Here is a 19,382-nt window from a genome sequence, read left to right on the forward strand (position 1 = left end):
AAGCATCAAAGGTATTATTATCCCCTCATAAAACAGCAAAGCATCCCTCTTTGTCACTTCTGTTCAAAAGTTGTTATATTCAAAGTTATAAGGTCATTCTTTGCATGGGCTAAAAATGCCGGTATGTTGATTAAAATTGACCATGAAGCGGTAATTAATAGACATCGCAAGTTTAAGGAGTGCATCATGGACGTAAAAGAAATCATGACTCCAAATCCTGAATATTTACTAGGGACCAGCACACTGAGCGACGCTGCTAAAAAAATGCGAGAATTGGATGTAGGTTTTTTACCGATAGGTGATAAAGCTACTGATAAGCTATTGGTACTGTTACTGATAGAGCTCTTGTGATTGGTGGGCTTGCTGCAGGTAAAGGACTCGATACCCCCTATAGAAAATGTCATGCACCAAGGGGTTTTCTATTGTTTTGAAACGAATGATATCAGGAAAGCTTCCAAATATATGAAAGACAATCAAATTCGCCGTTTGATTGTATTAAATAAAAATAAAAAATTAGCTGGTGTGCTCTCTTTGGGTGATATTGCTACAAATTTCCCTGAAGATGAGCTCAAAGGTGAAACTTTGGAAGAAATTTCAAGGCATTAATCGTTGTAGCAATCTACTTTTTTCAGTGGACTGCTCACACAAAACAAGCAAGCTGTTTGCAAAATGCGCTCTGTGGTATCATTTTCTCTTCAATTTGAATTCAAATTATCTCAAGCTATTTAATTTTCAGGGTGATGCCATGTTTTATAGAAAAATGCTGAAATCAAAAATCCATCGTGCTCGAGTGACTCAGGCGGATCTTGATTATGAAGGAAGTATTACGATTTCCCCTGAATTGCTTATTGCTGCAAATATTTTACCCAATGAGGCGGTTAATGTATGGAATGTGACCGCAGGGACTCGCTTTGAAACCTATGCGATTACGGGTGAAAAAAACTCAAGTGACATCTGTGTCAATGGTGCGGCTGCTCATCTGGTAACCCCAGGGGATATAATTATTATTGCCTCATTTATTCAATTACCCAACGAAGTCTGCCACCAACATCAACCTACCGTAATATTTGTTGATAATGGCAATCATATACAAGACATCAGACAGGAAGTGCTTGGTAAAAAATGGTTAACATTGGAGGAAGATTTGGTTTAATATGATTTAACAGGGATGATATTTATGGGGATAACTATGGCAAGTGAAAATTTTGTTGTTAAAGCATTAGATGTCATTTGGAATGAATCAAAAGATCTTTATAACAAGAAAGTCCCCAGCTTTTTTGCGCCTTATAGCAGTGGTAAAGATATTGCACTTAGTTTAAGTGCACCGCTGTATGCCCCATTTGCACTAGCATTGGGCACAGCAGTTGCCGGAGTTATTGCTGCATTAACTGCTGTTGTTTGCGCTGCATCGTATTTAACTGCAGGTGTTGCCAGTGTAGTTGGAAAGTCTAAATTTGCACGCGAAGTACGAGACATTGGTAATTTTTGTGGTATGGTTGCTTGTGTAACAGCGATACTATTTCCTTGTTGTGCTCTTCTTGGTGTTATTTCGTTACCCTATACTTTGGCTCATCTAACAACGCGTACGGGTACTACTGTCGTTTCAAAATTTATTGATTCTTGTAGTCCTGAAACTACTTATAAAGAGACTATTGGCTCACAGTTGGCATAAAAAGCTGGCATTTTATTTTCCATGCTGCCTAATCATGTGTGGGTTGTTTTCTAAAGTTTGATGAGGACAAGTAAGATGATATACGTCGTCTATTTGTTATTGATGGTAGCGACAATCATTGTGGTTAAGCGACTCTTGGTTACCAATTCGGAGAGTTTGACCACCAACAGTAAATATTTAAAACACAGCGATATACTCTCACTATTAGATTATTTTGATTATGTTCATGATGATGGTGTTTGCTTTGGCTTTACAGTGACTTGGGCTCAGGATGCAGCACTTGATAATGATCAGAGTTTTTATCAGCGATTAAATTTAATTAGACAGCACAAGCATCATATCACTTCTAAAATAGAGCGTATTAATTTAAAAATAAAGAGTAAAGAGGCCATTAATTGGTATGAAGATCAACTCTTAGATGTCCAGTCTTTTTTTGAGTCTGTTTGTCTTGCTCAAAGTCCAGAAGAGTATGATGATGTTTATGCGAAACGACTGAACCAAACCAATATTGATACTATTTTATCGTTAATTCGTCATAAATTGGCGAGAAATAATCATGTGAAGCGTTTTCTTTTAAAAACAGTGGCGCTTGATACCAGCGAAGATGCCATTGATTATTTCACGCAACTGCATCAATTACTAAAAATGACAGATAAGGTGTCCATGGTATTGAGTTGTGAGAATCATGCTGTAGGGCTTAAGAAATTAGATACGCATTGGTTATTTATTGATATTAACAAGCTTTATCGACAAAATGATGAATATCCATACCTAATCTTGAATCATGAAGGTCTTGTCGCTCAACTTAGTGAAAGTTTTTCGGATAAACAAAGACTCATTTTTAATACAGATTTTATCGCTGCTCATCCCTCTCTTGAATTAAAAAGACGTCTTCAACAATTAAACGATATTTATCCCGTTTTTCGCGAACAGGTCCCCTATAAAAATAGCAGAGAAGTTGGTTTTTTAGCCATCAGTGCGCAAAATGGTGAAGAAAGAACGGTGCGACAAATATTAAATTTGCATAATAATTTTGATTATTTGAGTCCTGCACAAATTAGTGATGCTGTTTCTTATGCAATCGGTAATAATCAAAAATCGGTTATAAATTTATTAATTAAAGCACGCGGATTTAAAATTAATTATCCGTGTGGTAGTGAGAAATTAACACCGCTGGCAATGGCCTGTGACTATGGCTATTTAGACTTGGTTAGAATTTTTCTTGCTTGTGACGACGTTATGATTGATGCCAGGAATAAAGATGGGCGCACTCCTTTAATGTTAGCATGTCAATCACCTTATACTCATACCAATACTGTGCTGTTTAAGGAGTTACTAGATGCCGGTGCTAGTCTAACACTGGTTGATAAAAATGGTGAGGATGCACTGACTCTTGCTGAGAACGTCTCAAATTCAGCAGCTATCAGCATTCTTGGCAAGTTCAGAGTACAAAGGCGCCCGCTCAATGCAGTAACTACTGGTCATTCTCTTTTTACGACCAAAGAATATACCAGGTTAAGACTCGATACGGATAAAAATGCTTTTTTAGTATCAACTTCGACGAGTAAATTGTAGCCAAGGATTATACTTAAAGTAGGGTAAGTTGATTTACATTTTAGGTGAGTTGTCAACGACCTTAGGGGTAGGTGTTTTTTTAGGGGGCAAAATCATGGACATCACGATTTTTTTAGCCCAGGTAATTGGGTGGTATTTGATCATAGTTAGTCTTTATACCCTGTTTCGTCAAGAGCATTTAAAAGCAGTAATGGGGGATATTTTAGTACAACGGGCATTATTAGTTTTTATTGCCACCATCACCATTATTCTGGGCTTGTTGTTAGTAATAAGTCATAATGTTTGGGTTATGGGTTGGCCGGTAATTATTACTATTATTGGATGGCTAACGCTTATTGTCGGCATTTTAAGATTAATGGTGCCTGAGTTTTCACAAAAGGCTGGACAATGGTGGTTAGCTAATCCGACTTATCTGCTGGTTACTGCAGTGATTTTGTTACTTATTGGCCTGTACTTGCTTTATAGAGTTTATTTCTAAAACAAAAATAGCATGTCAAGTTGATTCAAACTCTACACACCCCGAGGGGAGCTAGCTCCCTCCGAGGAAGTTTGTTGTTCTTTTTTTCATCGTCCAAATAAATTGAAAAACCACGATTGTTGTGGAGGAGGGGCTGCGGCTTCTGGGGTATCGGTAGTGTTAGCCTGGGTGGTCCAAAAATAAGAGGATAAGGATGAAATCCTACTGGTTACCTTATTCAATATCGAGACGGAGTTTGCTGCACAAGGAGGGGGTTCAATTTGATTGGGGACAAGCTCAGGTTCTTGCGCTTCCAGTAAAAGTTTTGCGACATCATGAAACAGACCAGGTCCTGTTGCTGCAGTTAACAACAGCGATGTTAATTTTTCCTGTTGATTGTTTTGTAGATAAAGACCAATTAAACGTCGTCGATTATTGAGAAAAGGTTCAAAGTGCTGGCTCAGCCATGTCGCCAGGCTTTGATCCCATTTACTACGTTGCCATATCATTGTAAATAAATCATCCACCTCTTTTCTTGTGTCTATTTCTGTAAGAACAGGTTTTTGCCAATCATAAATAGCCAAGGCATTTACTACTGTGATAAGTACTGGAATAGTGAGATTGTTGTCATCAATGCGGGCAAGAATCGTTTCAAGATTTTCGCGAGGTTGTGATTTTTCCTCGACATAGTCAGAATCAACTGTATCCGTGGTGCTTAGTTTTTGGAAAATTATTGTCGGAGAAGATATTTGGCGTTGGGAATCATAAAGTAAAACATAGTGAGGTTTTTTAGGTTCCCACCAAGTTTCCCAACCATAAAAAAAGCTACGTTTAATCCAAACTCGAAACTCTGCTAAAAATCCTTGAGTTGAATGTATGGACGATTCAAATTGAGCTTCTTGTAACGCCCGTTCAGCAATTTTTTTATTCTCAGAACCAGTTTCCAGGAAGGTTAAACCCAATTTGCATAAATTTATTACGGTTTTATAATCACCGCTCATACCAAAACGAAGAATACTTTGTTTACAATCAAAAAGTAGTAACGCGGCACTGACTTCTTCACTAAATAATTGAGGATGGGAAAGCAAACCATTGAACAGTATTTCTCTAATCTCTAACTTCATTTCTGTCCGGGTGAGCAGCCATGCAAGTGTTTGAAGCCGTTCCTTTTTTGTTGATATGTGAGATTCAGCTAAATGATCAAGATAATCATTGAAACAACGCTGTAGGGGCTCCAGTTTCCCCTGGTAATGAATTAAAAAATAATCAAAGGATTGCAATTTACCGGTTTTTTTCATAATTAAGTCGATTAACGGATTCACTGCCAAATCGTTTAATTGCAAGGAAGTTGTCTCGACAGCTCCAATGAACATACTTTTAAATGATTTTGTAAAAACCTGAAGAAAGCTGTGTTGCGTGTCCGTTGTTGTCTGACTTGAATGCAGAGGAACTAGCTTTTGCATTCGCTTAATATTTAAGTGACCCTCATCATAAAATAGGGAGCAATCAGCAAATAAAGCACTGCTACGTAAGTAATCACTCGTCGCTCTGCCCAGTTTTCCACGTAGTGCACTAAAGGCAGTACCCTCACTAAGTCTCATAAGCAACTGGATAGTTTGTGAAGAAAATGCAGCTTTTTTTTCAAGAAGCTTGTCTGTTAAGTCAAGGATAAATTGAATTGAAACAGCTTCTGCTTGACCTTTATAGAGGTAAAGATATACCGCATAATTCAGATGAGCTTCCTCACATAAAGGAGTGAGTTGCTGAAGGGTTGTCAAGCCAAGTTTATCCTGATGCTTAACTAACAGAGAGAGAATGGCGCGCTTTTTCTCATCAGCAAGATTGGTAAGCGCAGTGATAAATTTTTTAGTGCGAATGTTTGCTAGAGTAATTAAGGGTGTCTCACTGTTTGGAAGAGTACCAAAATAAGTGAGCCAATATTTAATAAACACCTCATCGTGTTCACCTATTAGGTGTAAAAAGGGTTCAGCATAAGTTTCATTGAGGTGATGAAAATCTTTAATGGAACAAAATAATGTTGCTGCCGCTTCCGGATGTAGTTGTTTTAACGCATCCGAGGGAAGCTGCGCCAGATGCATATGTTTTGCAAGAGGGTGTAATCGTGGCGCAATAGATTTTACCGCGGTGGACAATTGAGAGAGAAACGACTCACCCTGTAATTTTTCAATATAATCTTTGCGTCCTAACAAATGAGCACTAATTAGAGACTTAATAGTTTTATTATCGATATTTTTTTGTAAATTGATTAAGTCATTAGCCACAAATTGACACTTATCAAGAATTGAGATTAGTGCTAATTTCGTATTCGTATTTGCGGTGATTGCAGCTATATGTTGCTCTTGATGTAATGCAGTATCAAGTAAGATCAACTGCTCTGTTGTGGAGTTTTGTAGATGGTCTTTCAGCCAATCCCAAGAAAATGCAAGCACTATATTAGGGATAAAATGAGCTGCACTAGCCTGCAATTTTGCCATGTGTGCAAAAAGCCAATTTGCTTTGGTGCTAGTTAATCCTTCTATCTGTGAGAGTCGTTTGCACAATGCATCGAACAGATCATGATTTAAAATATGCAGTAATAATTTTTCCAGGAAGGGCTGTTTTTCTAAATCAAGGTCGTCTGTTTGCAATAACCAACTTAAAAACGAAGAAATTAATCGCTCGCTGTCTTCAATTAAAAAGGAAAATAGACGCAACCAATGAAAATAAACACCAGGCTGTTTCGTATTTACTTCCTTATGAAATTTTTCCATGACGGTATTGTAAGAGATGATTTTCGTTTCTAGAGTAAGAGTGTGAAAGCAATATTCCAGATTTTGCTGGGCTTGTATGGCGAGATCATTGGGAAGCTCAGATTGGGTAATTACATTTTGTAAATGAAGAAGGCTCTTGTAGAGAGCGGCATCCGCACAAAAAAGGGCATAATTTCGTCCGTGCTCCTCACCAGGATGCCAGCCTTCAAAGTCAGCGGGGGCTTTAATGGTAAAAAGAAAATGTTGCAGAATAAGAATTTTTTCACAGTTTTCTTTTGTTAAATTGGCAAACTGTACAGGAGAGAGTTGCTCAATAAATTCACTTTGACTCTCATCAATTCGTTTAATCTTCCATTCACTATTAAGTTCTATATCGATAAGACTCTGGCAGAGTTTACCAAAACCTGCATAAATAATTTTACGTAATAAACTCTCATGAGTTTTTGGGTTTTTCAGCATGAAGCAGGTGAGGTCTTTTAAAAAAGCAGGATTTAAGCATTTTAGCAAGGTGGAACTTTTTTGCGGGTCTGCATAAATTCCATCGATGAGATGTATTAGTTTATTGACTGTCAGAATTTGTTTTGAATCAAAAACAAGGGGTTGATACGCGTTAAAAATATACGCAAGACTTTCTAAACTATCTTTTATAAATGAACGCGATATTGCGGTTAATCGCGCTAAATTCTGGCTATCATTATTGGCACTAAATCCCCAAATGGCTAATTTACGACAGCGCTCTATTAGTTCATCTTCAATATTACTAAGCTTCCCCCTCTCCATATGAAACCAATCCAAATCCATGTGATTACTATATTTTGTTGGGAGTAATAACGCCTCAACTTGTTGCTGCGATAAATGCGTTTTTTTGGCTTGCAAAAGCATTCCCAAGAGATTGGATAAGTGAGGGAGGTGAGCAAAAGTTGTTACTTCTACTTCGAGTGTCAAAGCCTCTATGGATTGAGAATATAAGGTTGTAATCACCTCAGAAAATGTCGAATAGGTATTTGATTTCTTTACGATATCAAGGGCTGAACCAATTTTCCTTAAATTCTGATAAATGTTGGCAAGCTCTTCCTCAAACTCTTTGGCAGGGTAATGACTAAGTAACGACTGTAACAGATTTTCACTCAAAAATTCTGCTATAGGCGAAAATAGACAATGGTTTAATAGCCATTGTCTAAATTCCTGGTCATGAAATACTTCAGGGACTTGCAATAAAGTCGTTAGTAACTGAGCAAAAAGCACTGCCGGGGAAAGTTGCTTGGCAGAAATCCATTCTTTGTGGTGCTGACCTGCAGTGCTTAGAAATTCAATTTCTGTTTTTTGAAGATTGTGAAGTTGACCATTCTTTATTTTGCCAAAATACGAGTCTGGCCTAAACAGCTGTATCAGCTTAGGAGCAGAATAATTTTCAATGACTTGTAGATGATGCTGATAATTAAGTAGATAACTCCGCATTGTTTGGGCATGAGCAGGAAACAGTGGTGCAACGGTTTGTGAGTAGTCTATAAGCAAATTGTAAAGTGAATCAAAGGGGATCTCTAAAGACGAATAAGACTCTTGAAAAAGCGGTAAAACAATTTGCTGATACAATGCAGTGGGAGAGACGACATCTCTAAACTCTGAATTATTAGAGCGACACAGAGAGATACTCTTTAAGACGCCCGTTAATAAAGGTAATGATTGAAACCAACGCGCACTCTGCAACATTTGGGGAGCAACTTCTTGACATAAATTGAGCGGTTCAAGAAAAAAGATCAGTTGGTTAAGTTGTTCGAATAATTCAAAATGATTCTGTACAACCTCTCTTAAAACGTCAGTGGGGAGTTTGGGTAATAATTTAAACTGACATAACCAACCCTTCCAGGGATTAAGTGCCGTTTGCGTAAATAAAGAAAATAATAATCCTCCCGGTTCTAAGGGCAAGTCCATAGCAGGATTTTGCAAAAACTCATTAATTCTGCGCTCGTAATAATGATTTTCCTTAATTATCGCACCCAGTTTTTGTTTATTCTTTTCGTTGGTCGTGTAATTGGCAAATGCTGCAAGTGTTTGACTATCAACATTCATGGACTCAAGCCAGGTAGTAAGTGGGATGCTTTGAGTCTCAAGGTAATTAAAAATAGCCTCAACAAAACTTATTTTTGTTTTACCAGAGCTATAACTGTCTAAAATGCGTAGTATCTGTTTTCCGGACGTAATATCAGCAATCAGTGTATTTTTTTGCGAGTTGCTGAGAAGGGTCAATCCTGAATGATGGCGAGCTAGTAAATCGACAAAAACAAATCGTGTTTTGCTTTGAGCATAGATAGAATAAAGTGTTGTGGCTGGCAAGGCCTGTGCCAGTATCATCAAAGAAGACCATTGAACATCCCCTAATGTAGGCTGTTGTAACAAATTATAAGCGAGTGCTTTTTGATTTTCGGCGGATAGTTTTTCAAAAAGGAATGCAAATTGATCCTCATTCATTGTTTCTGGAGGATGGGCTAAAAGTTGCTTAATAAACTCTTGAAAGCGAGTTTCTTGAGTCAGAGTTTCATGAAATTTTAGGTGTGCATGTTGTAAGAGGATTTTTGTAAAAGGGTGACGTTCGATGGTTTTTGTATCTACTTTATTTATCCAAACCAATGCAATTTGAGCAAATTCCTGGCTGACTAATAATCGACTGGGCCAACGACTATTTTGTTCAATAAGGTAGGAGAAGGTATTTAGTATTAGTTGTTGAAACTCATGTGAAAGATTGCTGTACTCTGCTTTTTCCTGAAGTTTACTAAGCTTGGTAATCAGTTGTAAGTGCTGCAACACTAAATGGATATCCTCTAAAGTGTCTGGGTTTAAATAGTCTAATGTGAGTAGCAGCATATTGATCACAAATAAAGCACTAGGCTCTATTGACTCAGCATGAGTTAACAGTTGTGTTTTTGTAATGAACTCCCGTTTTTGTTGACTGGTATCTTTAGATAATTCATTAAAGAGCATTATAAAATGTACAGGTTTGGCATTGAGACTAGCCAATTGCAAAAAAAGAGTCTGCAAATGTGGTTTCAAAGCCTCATGCTTGTAAATGGATTCAAGAATAGGCTGACTTAATGGTAGCAAGACAAGCAAGGAGCTATAGTTTAATTTCTCAAAGGATGCTTCATTGACTAGTAATTGAAACCAGTGAGTCAATTTTCCAACGTAGGCTGGATTATTACATTCGCTAAAAAACCATTGCAGTTCATCTTGATTGAATTGAGGAAGGAGTTTTTCGAAGTTATCCAGGCGTGTAATAAATTGCATGGCTTGAGCTGTCAAAAATGGATTAGTACTGTTTTTGATATGTAGAATTAAATTTTTTACCAGGTATAAGTTTTGATCAATGTCTCTGCTGTTTAAATAAGTGATTACTTTTTGCCAATTAGTTAAGTTCTTTTCCTGTATTGATTTGGTCAAAATAAGCGCCAGTGACTCAGGGGCTATGTGCTCGAGAGCAGTTGCTTCAATTTGTACTAAGTATTGTGCACTAAGGTGAGCATCCTCGCCTTGACTAATATTGACAGCAAGCCGCACCAAAAGAGGATCGAAACAATGCGGTAAACCTAGCTGTGTTGTGAGGAATGCAACACAGCGTTTATCCTCGTAAGAGGACGCTTTGGGATTCAATAAATGCCAGCAGGCCTCTTTTAACAAACAATAACTTTTTCTCCCTTCACTATCCAGGCTCTGTTGTGCAGCTTCCAGATTACTAAAAAGGGTTTGTAACTTTTTAGGAGTAGTTTGAAATTGACTTAATAAATGAAGGGCAACATTTTCGGCACTGTCTTTAGTTAATGGGGTAAGGTTTAAAACACGATTGGCTCTTAATTTCAAATCAGCTGCAGCATCACTTACGAGGTATCCTTGTAAAACAGTGGGTGTAAAATCTTGGAATATTGATGAGCGAGACGCTAAAAGATAAAAGCAAGTAGGATTGTTGAGTAAATAAAACGCTATTTTGGGTGATTGCTGGCATCCATCGACCCAATGATGTAATGGCGAGCGTGCATCGGTTGTCGTTTGTAAGCGCTGGCAGAAATGCTTCAGAATTTCATCGAATGTGACTTTGCAGTCTTTGTTTTCTTCTATCTTGTCAATGAATTGATCAATCAGTGTAATTAAATTTTTATCATCGATAAAGGGCATTAAATTATCAAGGAAATCCGCGCGTAAGGGTGCATTTAAAAGTAGATACAACAATAAGGGTTGCCGAGAGGTTTCTTTGAGCAATTCAGCCAAGCAATTAAACTCTTCTTTTGCCGCATTGCAACGCAACATATGCTGATATAACGCCAGCAGCTCTTCACTGGAGAAATCGCGGAGTAAAGCTAATTGCTCAGGCATTTTTAGCAGTTTCAATAAGTCATAGGTAGGTTGTAAAAGTGTTGCTTTATTAATGCCCGCTAGAAATAAAGCCGTTAGCCACTGATAACGTAACATACTATTGCTTTTAAAGTGATGTGATAAATGGGTGATAGACTCATTAATAACTGTATCGGAAAGTAAACTAACATTTTTGGCTAACGCTAAAAGGTGCTGCATCGACATAGTCGATTGACTAATTTTTTTAGCTAAAACACGATAGTAAGTAGCCGAAAGTAATTCATGTTCATTTTGAATAATTTGTCGCAGTGCAACTATGTGGCCACAAAGATTAATCAATTGTTTTTCATCGAGTCGCTCCAGGCAATCCTCTGTCAAGTCTCGATTTTGCGATTTACTCGTGGTAATAAAGTTTATGGTGATGATTTTGTCTTCATCATCAATGTCATTAATACACTTTAATATAGTGGCTTTGTCATGGACTCTATCAAGGAAAAGATCAAGAAAACGGATAATTTCAACCAAGTTTTTATTAGCATATTGAGAATAGTATTTTTTAAAATAATCACTTAGTTCATTGGGACATAATTGACTAAATACAGTCAGGAAGGCGTTGGTTGCTACTGTCTTTAGTAATGGATCTTGTCGGTCATATTGAGTGCTTTGGGTAAGTAGTTCGATGACTAACTCTTTTTGACGATTAGGAGCTAATTGTCCTTTCAGTCGCTTGATCATCAAAATATTAGCAAGCTCAGTGTTGTTATAAATTAATTGCCCATATTCTGCTTGAGAATGAGTTGCTCTTACAGTTAAAGCTGTGGCAAGAGCATCATACTTGGATAGGTATATTTGCCGACGCTCGGTAAAACGATGGTGTTGCTTTTCTCTAGAATCAGAGGCATAGGTTGCTGCAATGGCGCGTAGTTGAAAAAGGATATTAACAAGCTGCTCGGTACTAAGCGTCAATGTTAAATTATTCATACTGTTGTGTTCAACAGGGGATAACAGTACATAGCTTGCCAATTTACTAAGGTGATTATTTAACTCCTTATTCAAAGCACTGGAAGGGCGATTAAACACAATGTAGGTTACCAAAGGAGATAACCAGAAGGGTTTGCCATCAGCTGTTTCAAGTAGTCGGCTGTATAAACGCTCACGCTGGAGGGGTGGAAGATGGTGTAATAAAAGTAAAATATCATCCTGCTGCTGATGATTTTCAATCCAGTGGATAAGGCTTGAAAGAATAGTTTGCCAAAGGATTTGATTATTAATGGGGACAAGGGATTTTAATGTTTGGAGTAATTGAACGATATTCGTAGTATTCGAATTGTTAAGGGCCTCAATTAATAAGTGCAAATTAATTTTGACTTTTAATTCAAGACTGTTTTCGACGAGTTCATTTTCATTGAGAATAGTTAGCAGTATAGATAGCTTATCTATAGCTTGCTGCTCAATCAGTTTATCAATAATCAAATTCAGCGTGGTTAAATCAGCAGGAGTTTCAGCAAACAATTTTCGTGCTGTCACCAGATCGATCTGTGTGAGAAAGGCTGTCACAAGACTATTACTCATAACAAACTCCTGTTAGATCTTGATAGCCTTAATCTCCCAAGAGTTTAAGCACATCAAGATTTCCCAATCCGTTGGTTACAATCAGCATAACGATTTGAAAAAAAATTTCAATATCTGCGTTATTTTTGCCAAAAATGAGGTGAAAATAGAATAAGCAGAGAAAATATTTCCAGGCGACCAGCAAGCATTGAAAAAATTAACAACCATTTACTGGGTTGATTAAGATCTGCAAAGTTCTCACTGATAGTTCCAAGGCCAGCACCTGCATTAGCAAGAGATGCAGTAATTGCAGAGAAGGAAGTTATAAAGTCGTTTCCAAACGCCATAAATAGAATCATTAAACTCAAAAAGAGCGCAATAAATACGGAAAGAAAACCCCACATAGATTCTAAAATGGGTTCGGGTAAGCTATGTTTGCCAAATTTTATTGGTATTAATGCATGGGGATGCAATAGACGAACAATTTCTCGCTTGCTCTGTTTATAAATTAAAAGAGCACGAATAACTTTAACACCCCCACTCGTTGATGCCGCACAGCCCCCTACAAGCGCCAATATCATAAGAAACACAGGGACATAAGTCGGCCACGTACTAAAGGGGGCTGACATAAAACCGGTTGTTGTTGCCAGAGAAATCACATTAAACAAACTTTTTATTAGTGCATGGGGATTGGCGTCAAAAAAACCATAAAACACTAAGCTAATACTAATAAGTATGCTGGCACCAAAGAGAAAAAGAAGATAAAAGCGAAGCTCTTCATCATGCCAATAGGGAAAAAGGGTTCTTTTCTTTAACGCTAAAAAATGCAGGGCAAAATTAGTTGCTCCTAGTAACATAAAAAAGCATGCAATTAATTCAATCGTGTCACTTTGATAAAAGGCAAAACTCGTATCGTGCATAGAAAATCCGCCGGTAGAAACGGTGGCAAAACTTTCCCCTAATGCATCAAACCAATCCATCCCTGCTACCCAATAACTAAGCCAGCAGAATAAGGTTAAAAGTAAATACAAAGACCACAATGCTTTTGCGGTCTGAGCAATCCGTGGTGTTAATTTACTGTCTTTCATAGGACCTGGCGTTTCTGCTCTGAATAACTGCATACCCCCAACACCCAACATGGGCAAAATAGCTACCGCTAACACAACAATTCCCATTCCGCCTAAAAATTGCAGCTGCTGTCGATAAAATAATACGGCGTGGGGGAGTCCTTCTATATGCCTTATGATACTGGCCCCTGTAGTGGTAAACCCTGAAACGGATTCAAAAAAAGCATCCGTTATACTGTGGTTATGGTGCTTAATAGCAAAGATAAAAGGTAAGGATGCATAGAGGCAAAGAACAAACCAAAAAAGCACTACAATGAGAAAACCATCTCGAATTTTAAGCTCATGGTGTTGTTTTCTAAAGCTTAACCACAAGAAAGCACCTGTAGTAAATGTACAGGCAAATGCTGCGACAAAAGGCAACCAAAATTGCTCATGAAAGATAAAGTTAATAATAAGTGGAGTAAGCATACTCACACTAAACATCATTAAAAGCAGACCTAAGAGACGAAGAATAGTTTTGATTTGCATGGTTTAGCTCATAAATGTCAAGCTAACTTGGAAGAGCGATTCAATTTGTCGAACATATCGTCTTTTTAATAGCAGCAATATTACATGGTCTCCTGATTGCATTACAAGTTCTGGTGAGGGCATAATTAACTTCTCTTCGCGCATGACCGCGGCAATAAAGCTGCTTGGAGGAAGTTCAATTTGCGAAAGTGAGCGTCCCACAACTTGAGAGGTCAAATTATCACCATGTGTAATTAATTCAATAGCCTCTGCCTCATCATTCTGTAAACGATGGACTTTCACCATATTCCCGCGACGAAGTTTAGTCAGAATGCTGCCGATAGTAATTAATTGCGGGGAAATCGCATGATCAATATTGCTATCTTCAATTAATTCCACATAGGCATTGCGATTGACAAGTGCAATAGCATGACGAGCGCCTAATCGCTTAGCTTGCAGACAAGACATAATATTGGCTTCATCATCATTCGTCACAGCACAAAAGACATCAGTAAATTCAATGTTTTCATTCAATAATAAATCACGATCGGCAATATCCCCTTGTAACACGGTTCCTTTGTGGAGTTGCGATGCAAGTTCACTGGCGCGTGACAAATTACGATCGATTACTTTAATACGGTAATTACCTTCCAAGGTTTGTGCGAGTTTTGAACCGATGTGTCCCCCTCCGGCAATCATAATTCGTCGGTTGGGATGAGTATAACGACCAAGAGCAATCAAAACTTGTTGAATTGCTGAGGGAGAGGCAATAAAAAGCACATCATCACCAACCCCAACTACACAGTTTTGCTCCGGTTCAATGGCTACTTTATCGCGGAAAATCGCTACAACCCTGGCTTCAATCGGATGAAGATGCTCATAGAGTTGCTGGATGGTTTTGCCCACCATAATTCCACCAGGTTGAGGCTTTATCGTGGCTAATAAGGCTTGACCCTCAGCAAACTCAAGAATTTGTGTAACGCCAGGATAGTTAATTAAATTTTCAATATGTTCTGTAACAAGTTTTTCAGGACTAATACATACATCAACAGGCACGTGATCATTGCAAAATAATTGCGGATACTCATAATAATCGTGGGAGCGAATGCGTGCTATTTTTGTAGGAGTACGAAATAAGCTATAAGCAATTTGGCACCCCATCATGTTAATTTCATCGCTATTTGTCACGGCAATGATCATGTCAGCCTGCTCAATACCTGCCTCAATCAAAATATTAGGGTGTGCCGCAGAACCATGTACGGTACGAATATCCAGCCGATGTTGAAGTTCACGCAGACGTTCTTCATTGAGGTCAACAAGAGTAATATCATTGTCTTCTCGAGCCAAATTTCGAGCCAGGGTTCCACCTACTTGTCCTGCCCCCAGAATTACAATTCTCATGGCATCAGTACCCCTTCATAGACAAAGCTGGCAGGTCCCCTTAGATAAATAGAACCATTAATATCGGGCCACTCGACTATTAATTCTCCACCTGGTAAATGTACATGGATTGTAGATGCCAGATGATGATAGAGTCTGCCTACTGCAGCGGCAGCAACTGCTCCACTACCACAAGCTCGTGTCTCACCACAGCCGCGTTCATAAACACGTAGTCGCAGCTGATTATTATTGATTATTTGCATAAATCCGGCGTTCGTTTGTTGGGGGAATAGCCTATGTTCACTAATCGCTTTACCAAGCTTTTCTACATCAGTATTGTCAACATCATTAACAATACTCACCGCGTGAGGGTTCCCTACATTAATCGCATGGACAGAATGCAAGGTGCCGTTTTGCAGTGGCAGATCATAAATAGCAGCACGATTTTCAAAACTTAATGGAATATCTGCAGGATTTAATTTAGGAGTCCCCATATCCACAGTGACTGTGTCATCGTCATTGATCATTAACTGCATCTTGGTGGTGCAAGTTGCAACAGAAATTAATTTTTTCGTGGTTAAGCCCTGATGGAGAAGAAAGCGCGCAAGACATCGTGCTCCATTTCCGCATTGACCAACCTCTTGGCCGTCGGCATTAAAAATGCGATAAAAAAAATCGGTTGTACTATCGGTGCCAGGTTCAACAATCAAACATTGATCAAAGCCAATACCCGTATCGCGTCTGGCAAGTTCGGCAATGGTTGTTGGTGAAAAATCTATAGTTTGGCGTACGGCATCTACAACGATGAAGTCATTGCCTAATCCATGCATCTTGGTAAATCGGATAGTCATTTTCCAACTCACTTCGTTATGGTGTTTGGCTTTGTTGCTGCGCAGGCTTTGGTAAATAGAGAGGTCCTTTTTGCCCGCAAGCTGATAAAGTCAAGACAGTGATACAAATTAATATGATTAAACGCATATCGCAATTATGCTATTACAAATAACCAAGTATAAGGAATTCGCTAGGAAACCGCTATTAAAGTTTTACAAAGTTAATCCTGACGATTCTTCGAGGACAATATCTGCCGTGCTTTCTTTAATCACTAAATTTTTGAATTGCTCTCTAATAAAGTGAATACTTTGAAGTGTAGCCCTTGTAAATCGCTCCTGGGAACGGGGACTGATCCTGATGATTTCCTCATGAGTTTTATCGTTCTCTACCCATGTTAGGGAAAACTTAAGATTACTTGGAATATGGGGGTTATCATCATAAATAGGTTCAACGCAAATATTAACTTCTGCTACTTTGTCATCAATCAATTTTTTGGCAATAAAGTGCTCAATTACGTCCAAGATGTTGTAATTTGCAGCGGATGTCGTTGGGACAAGGTTAGTTATGCTTTGATCACCGCCAAAATAGTGAGCAATCAGATGAGACCAATGATATTTGCTGCAACGTTCAATAATAATCGTTGGATTGTAGGCGGCAAATAGAGATTGGCAACTTACTCCAGTTAATTGATTTTGCCCAAAGCGACGAGTGGGTTCTCTCTGCTCAAGTTTTTCTAAAGTGGCCTTAAAATAGATGGGTTCATCATTACAAAACAAACGTAATTGAGGGATTTTTCTATTCACGTCCTGAGCAGTTTGCGTGAGAGCAACTTTCTTGGGTGACGGTGTTAGCGGTTTAAAAAAATCGAGGCGACGTCCTTTTGTTTTATGCGTCCAAAAGAGCCCTATTTTACGTCCACCAGGGGTACGTCGAACATCGCTATAATGCTTTTCCGGGGTTCCGCGCTTTAATGAAGTAACTCTCACTCCTTGTTTTGCCAGGGGTACATGCAAGTCTTGGTTTCTACTATCGTCTTCCAAGATCAAACAATTTGAAGAAATATCTGCTTTACCGTCATATTTTCGACGTTTGGCCTTAGGCTGAAGATGGCTATGATCTCGAGTCGGCTTGGCTTGGCGTGGATGCGCTGTTTCTTTTTGCTGTTTTGTAATGCTTTTAACAAATGTTGGATGAATTTCCGATAAATGATGAATGAGAAAAGATGTGGTTAAACGACTTGAGTTGTTTCGAGAAAATCGACGTAACAATTCTAGCCATTGAATATCATTTAACTCCAACTCATCAATTTGGGGCAGATTTTTTTTTGTACGCTGAATGAATTTGGCCTTTGCAGTGCTCAGAGCTTCCCTTTGCAGTTGATTAAATACGTCAACATAGGATGAATTTAAGGCCAAATGAGTATGTATAAGCACTTTATTGATTTGTGAATGTAGGGCTAATCCTTGAACGAGGTAATTTTTAGTATCGTCATCTGATTGTGAATACCATTCTGTGATATCAAACCATTCTGCTGCATCTAACTCGTAATTAGCTGGTTGCTTGGCCAGCATTGAAAGAAACGCCTGAATTTGTACAAACATGAATACACAAAAAATAAGGACTGATCTTGTTGATAATAACATAGCCATTATGCTTTAAAAAGAACATTAATTGTTATTTTCTGCAAATATTTATTCTACTTCTATGGGAGAATGAATAAAGCAAAGATTTAACCTTGCTATACTTCAAGGCTTTAGTGATAATTTGAGTTTTTTCCCGCTGGAGATATGGTGCTAAATAGTTACATTAAAGAACCAAATGAACAGGCTATTGCTTGTGTAATTTGGATGCATGGCTTGGGGGCTGATGCTTCTGATATGTCAGGGCTGGCTGGCCAATTAATGCTAAGCGATATTCCAATTCGACATATTTTTCTTGATGCACCAATACGGCCAGTGACGATTAATAACGGTATATCCATGCGGGCGTGGTATGATATTTTTGATCTTGGATTTACCAGAAAAGAGGATAAAGAAGGCATTTTAATTTCTGAGGAACAGATTCTTAAAGCCGTTCAAACTCAGATCGAACAAGGCATGACCTCTGATAAAATTTTTCTCGCCGGCTTTTCTCAAGGTGGTGCTATGGCCCTCCATACAGCCTTACAAATGACACGTCCTTTAGGTGGTGTTATTGCCCTATCTTCCTATTTGCCTTTGGCTTCTGAATGCAAACCGTCTCTTGCATCAAATACCCCTATGTTTTTGGGCTATGGTGCTTACGACACCATTGTATTGCCTGCCTGGAGCAAACTAACTATCGATTGGCTTTCAGCACATAGCTATAGAAATTTAAGCTGGCATGAGTATCCCATGGAACACTCCATTTGTATGGAGGAAGTCAAAGACCTCTCGCTATGGCTCGGTGAATTAATCAAAAGGAGTGCCGCATGACTATTGTGAAAAAGATGCGCGTAGTTCCTTTTTCTTGTGAACAAATGTATGGGTTGGTTAATAATGTCGAGGAGTACTCTCAGTTTTTACCTTATTGCTCGCAAAGTTTGGTGCATCATCGAGATGAAGATGAAATTCAGGCAACATTAGTCATTGTTGCGGCTGGAATGAGTAAATCCTTTACTACACGTAATCGCCTGCAAGCAAATAAGATGATAGAGATTCGTTTAGTAGATGGTCCATTTAAGCACTTGGAAGGATTTTGGCGTTTTGATGAAGTTCCTGAGGGATGTCAAATTTCCTTTGATTTGGAGTTTGAGTTCGCAGGCTGGATGTTTTCAATGATTTTAGGCCCTGTGTTTGAACAGGTCACCGACAAAATGGTTGATGCATTTTGTGACCGCGCTGAGTCTGTTTATGGTAAAGGTTGAAATTATTTACATCCCTGAGAGTGGCTCAATTATTCATCTCAAATTGGACTTAAAATCAGGCTCAACGATTAGTGACGCATTGAAAGAGTCTAATTTGTTGGTTACACATCCAGAAATAAAAAATAGTCCAGTTGGGATTTTTTCCAAGCAAAAACCTTTGGATACTGTCTTAAAGCCCGGCGATCGCATTGAAATATATAGGTCTCTTTCATTTGACCCGAAGGAAAAAAGACGACAACGGGCAAAGACAAAAGATAAATAGTTTATTGTCTTTCCTGGTTCTGATGAAGCTGGTTTTTTCGCACGAATAATCTATCATTCCTTTTTGCTAGGGAATGACAGATTA

General features: G+C 38.4%; 15 protein-coding genes. 9 read left to right on the top strand and 6 right to left on the bottom strand.

Going from position 1 to position 19,382, the window contains the following annotated elements:
• The first annotated feature begins 186 nt into the window (after positions 1 to 186).
• The 6 genes from LHA_RS16870 to LHA_RS01770 all read left to right on the top strand — a co-directional run bounded on the left by LHA_RS16870 (position 187) and on the right by LHA_RS01770 (position 3,725).
• The gene (locus LHA_RS16870) at positions 187 to 351 is read left to right on the top strand and encodes a CBS domain-containing protein (protein WP_147292381.1); all 165 of its coding nucleotides are present in this window, start codon (positions 187 to 189) and stop codon (positions 349 to 351) included.
• 51 nt (positions 352 to 402) lie between these two features.
• Positions 403 to 606: a CBS domain-containing protein gene (locus LHA_RS16435; protein ID WP_052673551.1), complete on the top strand. Its 204-nt coding sequence runs from the start codon at positions 403 to 405 to the stop codon at positions 604 to 606.
• Between the two features lie 139 nt (positions 607 to 745).
• A complete protein-coding gene (panD, locus tag LHA_RS01755) occupies positions 746 to 1,153 on the top strand; it encodes an aspartate 1-decarboxylase (RefSeq protein ID WP_045107333.1) in 408 nt (135 codons plus the stop codon).
• A 36-nt stretch (positions 1,154 to 1,189) separates the two neighbouring features.
• Positions 1,190 to 1,672, top strand: coding sequence for a hypothetical protein (locus LHA_RS01760; RefSeq protein WP_045105013.1), 483 nt, complete (start codon positions 1,190 to 1,192; stop codon positions 1,670 to 1,672).
• Between the two features lie 75 nt (positions 1,673 to 1,747).
• Positions 1,748 to 3,247, top strand: a complete 1,500-nt coding sequence (gene ankG, locus LHA_RS01765; RefSeq protein ID WP_058393138.1) for a Dot/Icm T4SS effector AnkG/AnkZ/LegA7 — start codon at positions 1,748 to 1,750, stop codon at positions 3,245 to 3,247.
• A 28-nt stretch (positions 3,248 to 3,275) separates the two neighbouring features.
• The gene (locus LHA_RS01770) at positions 3,276 to 3,725 is read left to right on the top strand and encodes a hypothetical protein (protein WP_231861961.1); all 450 of its coding nucleotides are present in this window, start codon (positions 3,276 to 3,278) and stop codon (positions 3,723 to 3,725) included.
• 86 nt (positions 3,726 to 3,811) lie between these two features.
• On the opposite strand, the gene LHA_RS01775 is transcribed toward LHA_RS01770, so the two are convergent.
• From LHA_RS01775 to LHA_RS01795, 6 genes are all read right to left on the bottom strand, one after another.
• Positions 3,812 to 12,388 (bottom strand): hypothetical protein, encoded by an 8,577-nt coding sequence (locus LHA_RS01775; protein ID WP_045105015.1) that lies wholly within the window; start codon positions 12,386 to 12,388, stop codon positions 3,812 to 3,814.
• Between the two features lie 119 nt (positions 12,389 to 12,507).
• Entirely contained in the window at positions 12,508 to 13,962 is a 1,455-nt protein-coding gene (locus LHA_RS01780) for a TrkH family potassium uptake protein (RefSeq protein WP_045105016.1), read from the bottom strand.
• A 3-nt stretch (positions 13,963 to 13,965) separates the two neighbouring features.
• Positions 13,966 to 15,342 carry a Trk system potassium transporter TrkA gene (gene trkA, locus LHA_RS01785; protein ID WP_045105017.1) on the bottom strand — a complete coding sequence of 459 codons (1,377 nt, stop codon included), beginning with the start codon at positions 15,340 to 15,342 and terminating at the stop codon, positions 13,966 to 13,968.
• A complete protein-coding gene (gene dapF / locus LHA_RS01790) occupies positions 15,339 to 16,172 on the bottom strand; it encodes a diaminopimelate epimerase (protein ID WP_045105018.1) in 834 nt (277 codons plus the stop codon). Before dapF ends, trkA begins: the two co-directional genes overlap by 4 nt.
• Positions 16,173 to 16,188: 16 nt before the next feature.
• Positions 16,189 to 16,299 (bottom strand): LPS translocon maturation chaperone LptM, encoded by a 111-nt coding sequence (gene lptM, locus LHA_RS16440; RefSeq protein ID WP_082060254.1) that lies wholly within the window; start codon positions 16,297 to 16,299, stop codon positions 16,189 to 16,191.
• Positions 16,300 to 16,364: 65 nt separating this feature from the next.
• Complete coding sequence (locus tag LHA_RS01795; protein WP_158644238.1) at positions 16,365 to 17,753, bottom strand: DNA/RNA non-specific endonuclease; 1,389 nt, start codon at positions 17,751 to 17,753, stop codon at positions 16,365 to 16,367.
• 186 nt (positions 17,754 to 17,939) lie between these two features.
• Between LHA_RS01795 and LHA_RS01800 the strand changes: the two genes are divergently transcribed.
• From LHA_RS01800 to LHA_RS01810, 3 genes are read left to right on the top strand one after another with little or no spacing between them, the layout of a single operon-like run.
• A complete protein-coding gene (locus LHA_RS01800) occupies positions 17,940 to 18,605 on the top strand; it encodes an alpha/beta hydrolase (RefSeq protein WP_082060256.1) in 666 nt (221 codons plus the stop codon).
• Entirely contained in the window at positions 18,602 to 19,036 is a 435-nt protein-coding gene (locus LHA_RS01805; RefSeq protein WP_045105020.1) for a type II toxin-antitoxin system RatA family toxin, read from the top strand. The genes LHA_RS01800 and LHA_RS01805 overlap by 4 nt, the downstream gene beginning before the upstream one ends.
• Complete coding sequence (locus LHA_RS01810) at positions 19,023 to 19,298, top strand: RnfH family protein (protein WP_045105021.1); 276 nt, start codon at positions 19,023 to 19,025, stop codon at positions 19,296 to 19,298. Before LHA_RS01805 ends, LHA_RS01810 begins: the two co-directional genes overlap by 14 nt.
• Positions 19,299 to 19,382: the final 84 nt, after the last annotated feature.

It is taken from the genome of Legionella hackeliae, assembly GCF_000953655.1.
Classification (GTDB): Bacteria; Pseudomonadota; Gammaproteobacteria; order Legionellales; family Legionellaceae; genus Tatlockia; species Tatlockia hackeliae.

Excerpts from the sequence above, each read along its gene's own strand:
- LHA_RS01780 (WP_045105016.1), bottom strand. The coding sequence starts at position 13,962 with ATGCAAATCAAAACTATTCTTCGTCTCTTAGGTCTGCTTTTAATGATG.
- LHA_RS01810 (WP_045105021.1), top strand. The coding sequence starts at position 19,023 with ATGGTAAAGGTTGAAATTATTTACATCCCTGAGAGTGGCTCAATTATT.
- LHA_RS01805 (WP_045105020.1), top strand. The coding sequence starts at position 18,602 with ATGACTATTGTGAAAAAGATGCGCGTAGTTCCTTTTTCTTGTGAACAA.
- trkA (WP_045105017.1), bottom strand. The coding sequence starts at position 15,342 with ATGAGAATTGTAATTCTGGGGGCAGGACAAGTAGGTGGAACCCTGGCT.
- LHA_RS01795 (WP_158644238.1), bottom strand. The coding sequence starts at position 17,753 with ATGTTTGTACAAATTCAGGCGTTTCTTTCAATGCTGGCCAAGCAACCA.
- panD (WP_045107333.1), top strand. The coding sequence starts at position 746 with ATGTTTTATAGAAAAATGCTGAAATCAAAAATCCATCGTGCTCGAGTG.
- lptM (WP_082060254.1), bottom strand. The coding sequence starts at position 16,299 with ATGCGTTTAATCATATTAATTTGTATCACTGTCTTGACTTTATCAGCT.
- LHA_RS01760 (WP_045105013.1), top strand. The coding sequence starts at position 1,190 with ATGGCAAGTGAAAATTTTGTTGTTAAAGCATTAGATGTCATTTGGAAT.
- LHA_RS01775 (WP_045105015.1), bottom strand. The coding sequence starts at position 12,388 with ATGAGTAATAGTCTTGTGACAGCCTTTCTCACACAGATCGATCTGGTG.
- LHA_RS01800 (WP_082060256.1), top strand. The coding sequence starts at position 17,940 with ATGGTGCTAAATAGTTACATTAAAGAACCAAATGAACAGGCTATTGCT.
- dapF (WP_045105018.1), bottom strand. The coding sequence starts at position 16,172 with ATGACTATCCGATTTACCAAGATGCATGGATTAGGCAATGACTTCATC.
- ankG (WP_058393138.1), top strand. The coding sequence starts at position 1,748 with ATGATATACGTCGTCTATTTGTTATTGATGGTAGCGACAATCATTGTG.
- LHA_RS16435 (WP_052673551.1), top strand. The coding sequence starts at position 403 with ATGCACCAAGGGGTTTTCTATTGTTTTGAAACGAATGATATCAGGAAA.
- LHA_RS16870 (WP_147292381.1), top strand. The coding sequence starts at position 187 with ATGGACGTAAAAGAAATCATGACTCCAAATCCTGAATATTTACTAGGG.